The organism is Pseudomonas sp. SIMBA_068 (genome assembly GCF_046534705.1).
GTDB classification, from domain to species: Bacteria; Pseudomonadota; Gammaproteobacteria; order Pseudomonadales; family Pseudomonadaceae; genus Aquipseudomonas; species Aquipseudomonas putida.
In genome coordinates this window covers 167,741-181,201 of the sequence record NZ_JAWRYI010000004.1, presented here as the reverse complement: position 1 = coordinate 181,201, position 13,461 = coordinate 167,741, and the positions used below count along the sequence as shown (strand labels likewise).

The window sequence follows — 13,461 nt, the reverse complement described above, 5'->3', positions numbered from 1 at the left end:
TTGTTAACCTCGCGTCGTCACGCTTTCAGCCAGGATTGCCAGCACCAGTTGCTGGAAGTCCAGGCCAGCCGCGCGGGCCGCCATTGGCACCAGGCTATGATCAGTCATGCCCGGTGCGGTGTTGACTTCGAGCAGCCAGAACCGGCCCTGCTCGTCCTGCATCACGTCCAGCCGCCCCCAGCCTTCGATGCCGATGGCATCACAGGCGCGTGCGGTCAGGTCGATCAGTTCCTGTTCCTTGACGCTATCCAGGCCGCACGGGATGCGGTACTGGGTATCGTTGGCGATGTACTTGGCGTCGTAGTCGTAGAACACGTGCGGCGTACCCAGGGCGATCGGCGGCAGCACCTGGCCGCGCAAGACCGCGATGGTGAACTCCGGGCCGTGGATCCACTGTTCCACCAGTACCTGGGAATCGTATTTGGCGGCGTCCTGCCAGGCGGCGACCAGTTCCTGGGCGCTGTTCACCTTGGCCATGCCGATGCTAGAGCCTTCATGGGCGGGTTTGACGATAAGCGGGAAGCCCAGTTCCGTACTGGCCAACAAACAATCGTTTTCGCTCGCCAACACCGCGTGACGCGGGGTCGGAATGCCCAGGCTCTGCCACACCTGCTTGGTGCGCAGCTTGTCCATGGCCAGCGCCGAGGCAAGGATGCCACTGCCGGTGTAAGGGATGCCCAGGCACTCCAGCAGGCCTTGCATGCTGCCGTCTTCACCGCCACGGCCGTGCAGGATGATGAAGGCGCGGTCGATCTTTTCGCTTTGCAGGCGCGTGAGCAGGTCGTCACCGACGTCGATGGCGACCACGTCGACACCGGCAGTGGTCAGCGCGTCGATCACCGCCGCACCGGACTTCAGCGACACTTCACGCTCGGCGCTTTTGCCACCGTACAGCACGGCGACGCGGCCGAACGCCTTGACGTCCAGGGTCGAGTGCAGTTTTTCGTAGGCGCTGGTCATTTCGACTTCTCCTGCTTGGCGCCAGCGAACAGCGGGCTTTTCATCAATTGCGGGGCCAGGCCGCCGACATCGCCGGCACCCTGGCAGATCAGGATGTCGCCAGCGCGCAGCAGTGGCTTGACTAGCGGTGCCAGCTCGGCGCCGCGCTCGATGTAGATCGGGTCCAGCTTGCCGCGCTGGCGGATGCTGTGACACAGCTGACGGCTGTCGGCACCCGGGATCGGCTCTTCGCCCGCCGGGTAGACCTCCATCAGCAGCAGCACGTTGGCATCGCCCAGCACCTGGACGAAATCGTCGTACAGGTCGCGGGTGCGGCTGTAGCGGTGGGGCTGGTAGACGATCACCAGGCGGCGGCTTGGCCAGCCACCGCGCACGGCCTTGATCACCGCAGCCACTTCGGTCGGGTGGTGGCCGTAGTCGTCGACCAGCATCACGCTGCCGCCTTCCACCGGCAGCTCGCCGTACACCTGGAACCGGCGACCGACACCCTGGAAGCCGGACAGGCCCTGGACGATGGCTTCGTCGCTGATGCCTTCGTCGGTGGCGATGGCGATGGTGGCCAGTGCGTTGAGCACGTTGTGGTTGCCAGGCATGTTCACCGACACTTCCAGCGGCTCGCAGTCACGGCGCAGCACGGTGAAGTGGGTCTGCATGCCCTGCTGGCGCACGTTGATGGCGCGAATGTCGGCCTCTTCGCTGAAGCCGTAGGTCACCGTCGGGCGTTTCACCTGTGGCAGGATTTCGCGCACCACCGGGTCGTCCAGGCACATCACCGCCAAGCCGTAGAACGGCAGGTTGTGCAGGAACTCGACGAAGGTTTTCTTCAGCTTGTTGAAGTCACCTTCGTAGGTCGCCATGTGGTCGGCGTCGATGTTTGTGACCACGGCCACCATCGGCTGCAGGTGCAGGAAGCTCGCATCGCTTTCGTCTGCTTCGGCGATCAGGTAGCGGCTGGTGCCCAGCTGGGCATTGGTACCGGCAGCGGTCAGGCGGCCACCGATAACGAAAGTCGGGTCCAGGCCACCGGCAGCGAACACCGACGCCAGCAGGCTGGTGGTGGTGGTCTTGCCGTGGGTACCGGCAACGGCCACACCATGACGGTAGCGCATCAGTTCGGCGAGCATTTCGGCACGTGGCACTACCGGAATGCGTCGCTCGAGGGCGGTAGCCACTTCCGGGTTGGCCGGGTTGATGGCACTGGACACGACGAGCACGTCAGCGGTAGCGGCGTTCTCGGCGCGGTGGCCGACGAAGATCTCGGCGCCGAACGATTCCAGGCGCTCGGTCACCGGCGAAGCTTTCAGGTCCGAACCGGACACTTCATAGCCCAGGTTCAGCAACACTTCGGCAATGCCGCACATGCCCACGCCGCCGATACCGACGAAGTGAATACGGCGGATACGGCCCATCTTCGGATGGGGCATGGCTTTCTGGCTTTCAACCATGGGCCACCTCCAGGCAGATATCGACCACGGTGCTGGTTGCAGCAGGTTTGGCCAGGCGCCGTGCGGTGCCTGCCATGACGTTGAGTTTCTCGGGTTGCATCAGCACCTCGTTCAGGCGTTCAGCGAGCTGCGCTGCGCCAGTTGTCGCTTGTGGCATCAGGAAGGCAGCGCCTTCGCGGGCCAGATATTGGGCGTTGTGGGTCTGGTGGTCGTCGATGGCGTGGGGCAAAGGCACCAGCATCGAAGGCAGGCCTGCTGCCGCCAGCTCGCTGACGGTCAGGGCACCGGCCCGGCACACCACCATGTCGGCCCAGCCATAGGCTTGAGCCATGTCCTTGATGAAGGGCTCTACCTGAGCCTCGACGCCCGCCTCGTGATAACGCTCGGCGGTGATTGGCGCGTGTTGCTTACCGGCCTGGTGGAACACCTCTGGCCGCAGCGCGGCAGGGACCTCGGACAGGGCCTTAGGCAACAATTTGTTCAATGGTTCCGCACCCAGGCTGCCACCGAGCACCAGCAGGCGCGCACGGCGCTGGGCCAGGGGCGCGCGTTGTGCATCCATGAACAGCTCCGGGCGCACCGGGTTGCCGGTGGTGCGACGCTTGTCGCTGGCCTCGAAGGTGTTCGGGAAAGCTTCGCAGACCCGCGCCGAGAGTGGCACCAGCAACCGATTGGCGGTACCGGCACGGGCGTTCTGCTCGTGGATCACCAGCGGCACGCCGCACAGCCGCGCGGCCACACCGCCGGGGCCGGTCACGTAGCCGCCAAAGCCCAGCACGCAGACCGGCTTGAGCTGGCGAATGATGCGTCGCGCCTGCAGCACGGCCTTGATAAGGGTGAATGGCGCCTTGAGCAATGACAGTTTGCTTTTGCCGCGCAGGCCGCTGACCTGGATCAGGTGCAGTGGCAGGCCAGCCTGTGGCACCAGCTCGTTCTCGATGCCACGCGGGGTGCCCAGCCAGTGCACGGTAAAACCACGCGCCTGGAATTCACGGGCGCAGGCCAGGGCCGGGAATACGTGGCCCCCGGTGCCGCCCGCCATGATCAGTATGTTCTTGCCGTCAGCGGCCATGACTGGTCTCCTCGGCAAAATCGCTTTCGCTGAACTCGTGTTCCTCGCTGCCCAGGTGCGTGCGGCTCTCCCACTCGATACGCAGCAACAGGCCTACGCAGGCGCAACAGATCACCAGCGAACTGCCCCCGTAACTGAGGAACGGCAGCGTCAGGCCCTTGGTTGGCAGCAGGCCGACGTTCACCCCGATGTTGATCAGGAACTGGCCGATCCACAGGAACGCCAGGCCGAAGGCCACATAGGCGGCAAAGAACTGCTTGGCCTTCTCGGCCCACAGGCCGATGTACAGGGCACGCACGGTCACGAACACGAACAGTGCAATGGTCAGCAGCGAACCGACCACACCCAGCTCTTCGGCCAGTACCGAGAACACGAAGTCGGTGTGCGCTTCGGGCAGGTAGAACTGCTTCTGCACGCTGTTGCCCAGGCCAACACCCAGCCACTCGCCACGGCCGAAGGCGATCAGCGCCTGGGTCAGCTGGTAACCCGAGCCGAACTGGTCGGACCACGGGTCGGTGAAGGTGATAAGCCGCGCCATCCGGTAGGGCTGCGCCTGTACCAGCACAAACACCGCCAGCACCGCCAACACCACCATGAGGCTGAAGCGGAACAGCCCAACCCCGCCGAGGAACAGCATGGCCGCCGCCGCGCCCATCATCACCACGGTGGCACCGAAGTCCGGCTCCATCAGCAGCAGGGCGGCCATGGGCAGCAGCACGATGAACGGCTTGAAGAAGCCCATCCAGGTTTCGCGCACTTCGGTCTGCCGGCGCACCAGGTAACCCGCCAGGTAGACGACCACGAACACCTTGGCGATTTCCGAAGGCTGGACGTTGAAGAAGCTGAAGCCGATCCAGCGCATGGAGCCGTTCACTTCGCGACCGATACCCGGCACCAGCACCAGCACCAGCAGGCCGAAGGCGCCCAGCAGCATCATGAAGCCCATGCGCTGCCAGGTGGCGATCGGCACCAGCATGGTCGCGCCGCAGGCAACCAGGCCAAGGAACACGTAAACCAGGTGGCGGAACATGTGGTAAAGCGGGTTGCCCGACTGCACCGCGGCCACTTCCGAGGACGCCGAGGTGATCATCACCAGGCCCAGGCCAAGCAAGGCCAGGCAGCCGGCGAGCATCGGGAAGTCCAGGTCGATGCCACGACCGCTGATCAGCGGCGACGGGTAGGGCTTGAAGATGCCGAAGATCATGCAAGACCTCCCGCTGCCTGGGCAAACAGGCGCCCGCGCTCTTCAAAGTTCTTGAACATGTCGAGGCTGGCGCACGCCGGCGACAGCAGCACCGCATCGCCGGCCAGGGCCAGTTCGGCACACTGCTGCACGGCGTCCTCGAGGGTCTTGACCCGTACCAGCGGCACGTCATTACCCAACGCTTCGGCCAGGCGCTCGGCATCACGGCCAAGCAATACCACGGCGCGGCAGAAGCGCTTGACGGGCTCGCGCAACGCAGTGAATTCAGCACCTTTGCCGTCGCCACCGGCGATCAGCACCAACTTGCCTTCGATATCGGCACCCAGGCCTTCGATGGCGGCCAGGGCAGCACCGACGTTGGTGGCCTTGGAGTCGTCGTACCAGTTCACGCCATTACGCTCGCGCACCCACTGGCACCGGTGGGCCAGGCCACCGAACTCACGCAGGGCTTCGAGCATGGGCTCGAACGGCAGGCCAGCGGCATGCCCCAGGGCCAGTGCCGCCAGGGCGTTGGACTGGTTGTGGGCACCGCGAACCTTCAGCTCGCGCGCCGGCATCAGCGCCTGGAATTCGAACGCCAGGTATTTTTCACCGTCCACTTCACGCAGGCCAAAGGCCTTGAAGTCGGGTTGGTTGAGGCCGAAGGTCCAGCATGGGCGGCCTTCCACCGGCAGTGGCCGGCTCAGGGCGTCCTGGCGGTTGACCACCACCTGGCGGGCACCGCGGAAAATCCGGTGCTTGGCCAGGTGGTAGGCCGGCAGGCCGCTGTAGCGGTCCATGTGGTCTTCGCTGATGTTCAGCACAGTGGCCACTTCTGCGTTGAGCTGGTCGGTGGTTTCCAGTTGGAAACTGGACAGCTCCAGCACGTACAGCTCGACGTCATCAGCCAGCAAGTCCAGCGCCGGGGTACCGAGGTTGCCGCCCACCGCCACGCGCTTGCCGGCCTTGGCGGCCATTTCGCCGACCAGAGTGGTCACGGTGCTCTTGGCGTTGGAACCGCTGATGGCAACGATCGGCGCCTTGGCGTGCCGGGCGAACAGCTCGATGTCACCGGACAGCTTCACGCCACGCGCGGCTGCCTGCTGCAGGGCCGGGGTGGCCAGGGCCAGGCCAGGGCTCACGTACAGCTCGTTGGCGCGGCACAGGAAGTCCACGTCCAGCTCGCCACAGCGCACTTCCACCTGCGGGTAATCACGGCGCAGGGTGTCCAGTTCCGGCGGTAGCTCGCGGGTGTCGGCGACCGCAAAGGCAATGCCCCGGTTCGCCAGGAAGCGAACCAGGGACATGCCGCTCTTGCCGAGGCCGACAACGATGCGGAATTGGTCGGAAGCGATCAAAGACACGCTCATCTACCTCAGTTTCAGGGTTGCAAGGCCAATCAGCACCAGAATCACGGTGATGATCCAGAAGCGGACGATCACCCGAGGCTCTGGCCAGCCCTTGAGTTCAAAATGGTGGTGGATCGGCGCCATGCGGAACACGCGCTTGCCGGTCAGCTTGAAGGAGGCGACCTGGATCACCACCGACAAGGTTTCCACCACGAAGATGCCGCCCATGATGAACAGCACGATTTCCTGGCGGACGATCACGGCGATGGTGCCCAGCGCGGCGCCCAGCGCCAGCGCGCCGACGTCACCCATGAAGACTTGTGCCGGGTAGGTGTTGAACCACAGGAAGCCCAGGCCGGCACCGATCAGCGCGCCGCAGAACACGATCAGCTCGCCCGAGCCCGGTACGTAAGGGATCAGCAGGTATTCGGCGAACTTCACGTTACCCGACAGGTAGCAGAAGATGCCCAGGGCGCCGCCGACCATCACCGTCGGCATGATTGCCAGGCCGTCGAGGCCATCGGTAAGGTTGACCGCGTTGCTGGAGCCGACAATGACGAAGTAGGTCAATACGACGAAGCCGACGCCCAGCGGGATGGTGACATCCTTGATGAACGGCAGGATCAGCGTGGTCTCGACGCTGGTCGGCGCGGTCTTGTACAGGAACACGGCTGCAGCCAGGCCGAACACCGACTGCCAGAAGTACTTCCAGCGGCTTGGCAGCCCACGGGAGTTCTTTTCGATCACCTTGCGGTAGTCGTCAACCCAGCCGATCGCGCCGAATGCCAGGGTAACGATCAGCACCACCCACACATAGCGGTTGGACAGATCAGCCCACAGCAGTGTGCTGATGGCGATGGCCGACAGGATCAGAGCACCACCCATGGTCGGGGTGCCGGACTTGGACAGGTGCGATTGCGGGCCGTCGTTACGCACGGCCTGGCCGATCTGGCGAATTTGCAGGGTACGGATCATCCACGGCCCCAGCCACAGCGCCAGGGACAACGCGGTCAGTACACCAAGGATCCCGCGCAGGGACAGGTACTGGAAGACCGCGAAGCCTTTGTGGAACTGTTGCAGATACTCGGCCAACAGCAGCAGCATTAATGTTTCTCCCCGCTGGCACCGCACAATGCCGCCACGACGTTTTCCATCGCAGCGCTGCGCGAGCCCTTGATCAAGATAGTGGTATCGCTGGCATTTTCGGCGCTAACCGCGTCGATCAGCTCAGCTTGAGTAGCGAAATGACGGCCATTGGCGCCGAACGCCTTGACCGCATGTGTCATGTTGGAACCCACTGCGTACAGGGCGTCGACCTTGCCACGCGCGTAGTCACCCACCTGACGGTGGCCTTCTTCCGCCCATTGCCCTAATTCGCCGATATCCCCAAGCACCAGGACGGTGCGTCCGGAAAAGCCGGCGAGTATATCAATGGCTGCGCACATGGAGGTGGGATTTGCGTTGTAACTGTCATCGATCACCCGCACGCCGTTAGGCGCGATCTGCGCCACGGTGCGGCCCTTGACCGGCTGCACGGCATTCAGGCCGGCGGCGATGCCGCTCAGGCTCAGACCAACGGCATGGGCCGCGGCTGCGGCGGCCAGGGCGTTGCTGACGTTGTGCTCACCCAGCACGTTGAGTTGCACAGCCACCGAGTCACCGGCGCCATGCAGCGTGAACGACGGGCAGCCACGGGCATCGCGACCAATGTCGCTGGCGTAGAAGTCAGCCTTGATATCGCTGCGGGCGAAACTGATGACCTTGTGCGCACCGGCACGGGCTTTCCAGGTATCGAAAGCCTTGTCGTCCAGATTCAGAATGGCCGTACCGCCCTCGCCCAGGCCTTCGAGGATTTCGCCCTTGGCTTCGACGATTTTTTCTGGGCCGCCGAACTCGCCGACATGGGCGGTACCGGCGTTGTTGATAATGACCACCTGTGGCCGGGTAAGGCCGACGGTGTAGCGAATTTCACCAATGCGCGACGCACCCAGCTCGATCACCGCAACGCTGTGCTCCGGGGCGATTTCCAGCAGGGTCAGCGGTGCGCCGAGGTCATTGTTCAGGTTGCCGCGGGTGGCGTGCACCAGGCCACGGGTGCGCAGGATGCTGGCAAGCATTTCCTTCACCGTGGTCTTGCCACTGGAACCGGTAATGGCCACTACGGGCTTGTCGAAAGCAGCGCGGTTCAGGGCACCGAGCTGACCCAGTGCTACCCGGCAATCCTTGACCAGCAGTTGGGGCAGGTCGACACCGGCCACTTCACGCTCGACCAGCGCAGCAACCGCGCCCTTGGCTTTAACGTCAGCCAGGTAGTCATGGCCATCGAAACGTGGGCCGGCCAAGGCGACGAACAGCTGCCCGGTGCTGACGCTGCGGCTGTCGATGCTGACGCCGGTGAAGGTGGCGTCGGCACCGACTTGTTGACCACTCAGTGCTGTGGTCAGCTGGCTGAGTGTCATCGGCTTAAGCATGTGGAGCCTCCCAGGCTTCAAGGGCCTTCTCGGCTTCGATCAGGTCGGAGAAGTCATGGCGCTCGCCATTGATCTCCTGGTAATCCTCATGCCCCTTCCCGGCCAGCACGATCACATCGTTGGCAGCGGCTGAGGCGATCAGGTGCGCAATGGCTTCGCCACGGCCGGCGACGAACTCGACGTCGTCAGGCTTGGTGAAACCGGGGCGGATGTCATCGAAGATGCGCAGCGGGTCTTCCGTGCGCGGGTTGTCGTCGGTGACCAACACGCGGTCGGCCAGGCGCTCGGCGACTTCAGCCATCAAAGGGCGCTTGCCGCGGTCACGGTCGCCGCCGCAGCCGAACAGGCACAACAGCTTGCCGTGAGCATGCGGGCGCAGGGCTTCAAGGACTTTTTCCAGGGCGTCCGGGGTGTGTGCGTAGTCGACCACCACCAGCGGCTTTTGGCCGCCACCCAAGCGCTGCATGCGGCCTACCGGCCCTTGCAGTCGCGGGGTGACCTCCAGGATTTCGTCCAGCGCGTAATCCAGCGCCAGCAGGGTTGCCACGGCGGCCAGCATGTTGCTCAGGTTGAAGCGGCCCAGCAGCTGGCTGCGCAGGGTGCGCTCACCCTGGGCGGTGACCAGCGTGGCGCGCACGCCATCGTCAGTGAACACGGCTTCGCGGCAGAACAGCGAGGCTTCCGGGTTTTCCAGGCTGTAGCTGAGCAGCCGGGTCTCGACAAGGTCGACACTCGGGCGGCAAGCAAAGTCTTCGGCCAGGCGACGACCAAAGTCGTCATCCAGGTTGACCACCTGGCAACGCAGGTTCGGCCAGGCGAACAGCTTGGCCTTGGCCGCCTCATAGGCTTGCATGCTGCCGTGGTAGTCCAGGTGATCACGGGACAGGTTGGTCATGACCGCGATGTCGAACGCCAATGCGGCGACACGCCCCTGCTCCAGGGCGTGGGAGGAAACCTCCATGGCCACGGCCTTGGCGCCCTGCTTTTTCAGGTCGTAAAGGGTCGACTGCACGGCAATCGGGTCTGGCGTGGTCAGCCGACCACTTTGCAGGTCACCGTAGAAACCGGTACCCAAAGTGCCAATAAGGCCGCAGCGCTGGCCGAGCACATCAAGCGCCTGGGCTACCAACTGGGTGACGCTGGTCTTGCCGTTGGTACCGGTCACGCCCACCAGGTTCAGCTGGCGGCTGGGCTCGCCATAGAAGCGCCCGGCGATGTCCGACAGCTGCGCGATCAGGCCCTTGACCGGAATCAGCGGCACATCGGTCAACGGCAGAACGTTGGCGCCATGCTCTTCATAGGCCACGGCGGCAGCGCCACGGGCCAAGGCATCGGCGATATGCTCGCGGCCATCGACCTTGGCACCCGGCACGGCCAGGAACAGATCGCCCGGGCGCACATTGCGGCTGTCCAGGGTCAGTTCACGAATCAGCGGGTCGCGGCTGGCGTGAGCGAAAAGTTTGCTTAATGGCATTGTCATCATCCACGCCCTCCCTTGGCGGCTGCTGCATTGACTTGCGACTGTTCGGCGGGTGCTGGTGGCGGCAGGTTGTCTGGCGGCACGTTCATCAAACGCAGGGTGCCGGACATGACCTTGCTGAAGACCGGCGCCGAAACCAGGCCACCGAAATAACCACCCTTGCCCGGCTCGTCGATGACCACGACGATGGCGTAGCGCGGGTCACTCATTGGCCCGAAGCCTGCAAACAGCGAGCGGTAGGCGTTTTCGGTGTAACCCTTGGAACCCACGGTGGCTTTACGCGCGGTACCGGACTTGCCGGCCACGTGATAGAACGGCACCTGGGCACGGAACACGCCACGCGGCGCTTCAATCACCTGCTGCAGCATGCCCTGAACGGTTTCGGCGGTTTCTTTCGGAATGGCCTGCACGGCTTCCGGCGCCTTGTCCACCTTGATGATCGACAGCGGCACCATCTTGCCGTCGTTGGCCAGCGCCGCGTAGGCATGCACCAGTTGCAGGGCAGTCACCGACAGGCCGTAGCCATAGGAAAGGGTCGCGGTCTCGGCCTTGCGCCACTCGCGGTGGTTAGGCAGGTTACCGACACGCTCCCCCGGGAAACCAAGGCCGGTGTACTGGCCCAGGCCGACTTGGGACATAACCCGGTAGATGGCCTCGCCGCCGATGTCGAAGGCGATCTTGCTCATGCCGACGTTACTGGAGTTGATCAGGATGCCGGTCAGGTCGAGGATCGGGCCCTCGCTGCGCGACACATCCTTGATGGTGTAGCGGCCGATCTGCAGGCTGCCCGGGTAAACCTCGACCTTGTCGGTCGGCTTCCAGCGGCCGCTTTGCAGTGCCGCACTCATGGAAATCGGCTTGACCGTGGAACCGGGCTCGAACACGTCGATGATCGCCCGGTTGCGCATCGCTGCCGGGAACATGCTGCGGCGGTTGTTCGGGTTGTAGGTTGGCTGGTTGACCATGGCCAGAACTTCACCGGTCTTGACGTCCATGATCACCAGGCTGCCGGCCTTGGCGTCCTGTTCGGCAATGGCGTTGCGCAGCTCGCGGGTAGCCAGGTATTGCAGGCGCAGGTCTATCGACAACGCCAAGGTCTTGCCGGCCTTGGCGTTCTTGGTTACCTGGATGTCCTTGATCAGCCTGCCACGCCGGTCCTTGATCACCTGGCGCTTGCCGGGCACGCCGGCCAGCCACTCGTCATAGGCCAGTTCCACCCCTTCACGACCGTGGTCGTCGAGGTCGGTGAAACCAACCATGTGCGCAGTGACATCACCGGCCGGATAGAAGCGGCGGAATTCTTCCAGGCCGTATACACCTGGCACCTTCAGGTCGAGTACGTGCTGGCCCTGCTCCGGGGTCAGGCCGCGGACCAGGTAGATGAACTCCTTGCTGGCCTGCGCGGTCAGGCGCTCGACCAGTTGCTGCGGGTTTTGCCCCAACGCTGCAGCCAGCTGTGGCCAGCGGTCTTTGGACGCCTGCATTTCTTTGGGGTTGGCCCACAGGGTAGTGACCGGGGTACTCACGGCCAATGGCTCACCGTTGCGGTCGGTAATCAGGCCGCGGTGCGCCGGGATAGGAATATGACGCAGGCTGCGCGCATCGCCCTGCCCCTTGAGGAAGTCACGGTCGACCACCTGCAGGTCGATGATGCGCCAGCAGATGGCACCCACCATGATTGCCAGCAAGCCGATCACCACGCGGAAGCGCCACGGGTAGAGTGCGCCTTCGAGCTTCATCATGGCGCCACCATCCGCACTTCGTCAGCCGAAGGCACGCGCATCTTCAACTGCTCGGAAGCCAGGTTTTCGATACGGCTGGCGGCGGTCCAGGTGCTCTGTTCCAGAATCAGCCGGCCCCACTCGGCCTGGGCCTTGTCACGCTCGTTCAACTCCCCGTAAAGGGTGTTGAGCAACTGACGGTTCCAGTGCGCGCTGTAGGACACGGCGACGGCCGAAACCAGCACGCCGACAAACAGCAGAAGCATCAGGAAGCTTCCGCCTGGCAATGGCTTGGCGAAAAGCCTGCTCACCGCAGCTTCTCCGCCACACGCATCACGGCGCTACGCGACCGCGGGTTGGCCTTGAGCTCGGCTTCGGAGGCGAACTGGGCCTTGCCGATGAGCTTGATTTTCGGCTCGAAGACCTTGTGCTGTACCGGCAGGTTACGGGGCAGGTTGTCGGCCTCGCCCTTGACCAGCTTGCGCATGAACAGCTTGACGATACGGTCCTCGAGAGAGTGGAAACTGATCACTGCCAGGCGACCACCGACCTCGAGCGCATCGAGTGCGGCCTCAAGGCCAGCCTCCAGGTCACCCAGTTCGTTGTTGACATGGATCCGCAGCCCCTGGAAGGCACGGGTAGCCGGGTTCTTGCCTTTTTCCCAGGCAGGGTTGGCAACCTTCAGCACTTCAGCCAGGTCGGCAGTGCGGGTGAACGGCTCCTTTTCGCGGCGCTCGACCACGGCACGCGCCATGCGGCCGGAGAAGCGCTCTTCACCGTACTCCTTGAAGACGCGGGCAATTTCTTCGACAGGCGCCGTGGCGATGAACTCGGCGGCACTGATGCCCTGGTCCGGGTTCATGCGCATGTCCAGCGGGCCATCATTGAGGAAGCTGAAGCCACGCTCGGGGTCATCCAGTTGCGGCGAGGACACGCCCAGGTCCAGCAGCACACCGCTGACCTTGCCGTGCAGGCCGCGCTCGGCCACTTCCGCGCCCAGCTCGGCAAAGCTGCGCTGCACAATGACAAAGCGGCCGTCTTCGGCCGCCAGCGCTTGCCCCGTGGCAATCGCCTGTGGATCTTTGTCGAAGCCCAGCAGCCGCCCTTGCGGCCCGAGCTTGCTGAGAATCAGCCGGCTGTGTCCGCCACGGCCGAAGGTGCCGTCCAGATAGCAACCGTCGGCGCGCAGGGCCAATGCCTCGACAGCTTCGTCGAGCAGGACGGTAATGTGGTTGAAGCCGCTATCTATGGTCACAGGATCAGGTCACGCAATTCGTCGGGCATGGCGCCCGGTTGTTGAATAGCTGCAAGGTCGGCTGCCGAAACCGTGTTCCAGGCATCTTCATCCCACAGCTGGAATTTGTTCAGTTGCCCCACCAGCATCGCCTTCTTGTCGAGCTTGGCGTACTCACGCAGGCGGGGCGGCACCAGGAAACGCCCACTGCCATCGAGCTCCAGGTCAACCGCATTACCGATCAGCAAACGCTGCAGACGGCGGTTTTCCTCACGCAACGATGGCAAGGCTCGCAACTTGGCTTCTATCTGTTCCCACTCATCGAGGGGGTATACGCACAAGCAGGGGTCAACGGCGTCAATGGTCACGATCAGCTGGCCATTGCAACGCGAATCGAGCTCGTCACGGTACCGGCTCGGCATGGCGAGACGTCCCTTGGCATCGAGGCTGACGGCGTTGGCTCCGCGGAACACGGCTGCGATTCCCCACAATATTAGCTTTTTTGTGCCAGAAAACCCACTTCATCCCACTTTCTGCCACTTGCGC

12 protein-coding genes are annotated in these 13,461 nt (G+C 63.8%); all 12 read right to left on the bottom strand.

Annotated features, from left to right (window positions below):
* Positions 1-3: 3 nt before the first annotated feature.
* From SB756_RS12475 to mraZ, 12 genes are read right to left on the bottom strand one after another with little or no spacing between them, the layout of a single operon-like run.
* A complete protein-coding gene (locus SB756_RS12475; RefSeq protein WP_063422306.1) occupies positions 4-960 on the bottom strand; it encodes a D-alanine--D-alanine ligase in 957 nt (318 codons plus the stop codon).
* Positions 957-2,405, bottom strand: coding sequence for a UDP-N-acetylmuramate--L-alanine ligase (gene murC / locus SB756_RS12470; RefSeq protein WP_016498049.1), 1,449 nt, complete (start codon positions 2,403-2,405; stop codon positions 957-959). Before murC ends, SB756_RS12475 begins: the two co-directional genes overlap by 4 nt.
* Positions 2,398-3,477 (bottom strand): undecaprenyldiphospho-muramoylpentapeptide beta-N-acetylglucosaminyltransferase, encoded by a 1,080-nt coding sequence (murG, locus tag SB756_RS12465; RefSeq protein ID WP_059395143.1) that lies wholly within the window; start codon positions 3,475-3,477, stop codon positions 2,398-2,400. Before murG ends, murC begins: the two co-directional genes overlap by 8 nt.
* On the bottom strand, positions 3,467-4,681 hold the full coding sequence (ftsW, locus tag SB756_RS12460; protein ID WP_016488963.1) for a putative lipid II flippase FtsW: 1,215 nt from the start codon (positions 4,679-4,681) through the stop codon (positions 3,467-3,469). The genes murG and ftsW overlap by 11 nt, the downstream gene beginning before the upstream one ends.
* Positions 4,678-6,024, bottom strand: a complete 1,347-nt coding sequence (murD, locus tag SB756_RS12455) for a UDP-N-acetylmuramoyl-L-alanine--D-glutamate ligase (RefSeq protein ID WP_341796712.1) — start codon at positions 6,022-6,024, stop codon at positions 4,678-4,680. Before murD ends, ftsW begins: the two co-directional genes overlap by 4 nt.
* Positions 6,025-6,030: 6 nt before the next feature.
* Positions 6,031-7,113 carry a phospho-N-acetylmuramoyl-pentapeptide-transferase gene (gene mraY / locus SB756_RS12450; RefSeq protein ID WP_016498046.1) on the bottom strand — a complete coding sequence of 361 codons (1,083 nt, stop codon included), beginning with the start codon at positions 7,111-7,113 and terminating at the stop codon, positions 6,031-6,033.
* Positions 7,113-8,480, bottom strand: a complete 1,368-nt coding sequence (locus tag SB756_RS12445) for a UDP-N-acetylmuramoyl-tripeptide--D-alanyl-D-alanine ligase (RefSeq protein WP_341796713.1) — start codon at positions 8,478-8,480, stop codon at positions 7,113-7,115. The genes mraY and SB756_RS12445 overlap by 1 nt, the downstream gene beginning before the upstream one ends.
* Positions 8,473-9,963, bottom strand: a complete 1,491-nt coding sequence (locus SB756_RS12440) for a UDP-N-acetylmuramoyl-L-alanyl-D-glutamate--2,6-diaminopimelate ligase (RefSeq protein ID WP_410910906.1) — start codon at positions 9,961-9,963, stop codon at positions 8,473-8,475. The genes SB756_RS12445 and SB756_RS12440 overlap by 8 nt, the downstream gene beginning before the upstream one ends.
* A complete protein-coding gene (locus tag SB756_RS12435) occupies positions 9,960-11,699 on the bottom strand; it encodes a peptidoglycan D,D-transpeptidase FtsI family protein (protein ID WP_162471779.1) in 1,740 nt (579 codons plus the stop codon). The genes SB756_RS12440 and SB756_RS12435 overlap by 4 nt, the downstream gene beginning before the upstream one ends.
* The gene (gene ftsL, locus SB756_RS12430; RefSeq protein WP_063422309.1) at positions 11,699-11,992 is read right to left on the bottom strand and encodes a cell division protein FtsL; all 294 of its coding nucleotides are present in this window, start codon (positions 11,990-11,992) and stop codon (positions 11,699-11,701) included. Before ftsL ends, SB756_RS12435 begins: the two co-directional genes overlap by 1 nt.
* On the bottom strand, positions 11,989-12,936 hold the full coding sequence (gene rsmH, locus SB756_RS12425) for a 16S rRNA (cytosine(1402)-N(4))-methyltransferase RsmH (RefSeq protein WP_016488970.1): 948 nt from the start codon (positions 12,934-12,936) through the stop codon (positions 11,989-11,991). Before rsmH ends, ftsL begins: the two co-directional genes overlap by 4 nt.
* A complete protein-coding gene (gene mraZ, locus SB756_RS12420) occupies positions 12,933-13,388 on the bottom strand; it encodes a division/cell wall cluster transcriptional repressor MraZ (RefSeq protein ID WP_019439042.1) in 456 nt (151 codons plus the stop codon). The genes rsmH and mraZ overlap by 4 nt, the downstream gene beginning before the upstream one ends.
* Positions 13,389-13,461 lie beyond the last annotated feature (73 nt).

What these genes read in the sequence shown, in the direction of transcription:
- SB756_RS12475 (WP_063422306.1), bottom strand. Translation starts at nt 960, where the DNA reads ATGACCAGCGCCTACGAAAAACTGCACTCGACCCTGGACGTCAAGGCG.
- murC (WP_016498049.1), bottom strand. Translation starts at nt 2,405, where the DNA reads ATGGTTGAAAGCCAGAAAGCCATGCCCCATCCGAAGATGGGCCGTATC.
- murG (WP_059395143.1), bottom strand. Translation starts at nt 3,477, where the DNA reads ATGGCCGCTGACGGCAAGAACATACTGATCATGGCGGGCGGCACCGGG.
- ftsW (WP_016488963.1), bottom strand. Translation starts at nt 4,681, where the DNA reads ATGATCTTCGGCATCTTCAAGCCCTACCCGTCGCCGCTGATCAGCGGT.
- mraY (WP_016498046.1), bottom strand. Translation starts at nt 7,113, where the DNA reads ATGCTGCTGCTGTTGGCCGAGTATCTGCAACAGTTCCACAAAGGCTTC.
- SB756_RS12445 (WP_341796713.1), bottom strand. Translation starts at nt 8,480, where the DNA reads ATGCTTAAGCCGATGACACTCAGCCAGCTGACCACAGCACTGAGTGGT.
- SB756_RS12440 (WP_410910906.1), bottom strand. Translation starts at nt 9,963, where the DNA reads ATGATGACAATGCCATTAAGCAAACTTTTCGCTCACGCCAGCCGCGAC.
- SB756_RS12435 (WP_162471779.1), bottom strand. Translation starts at nt 11,699, where the DNA reads ATGAAGCTCGAAGGCGCACTCTACCCGTGGCGCTTCCGCGTGGTGATC.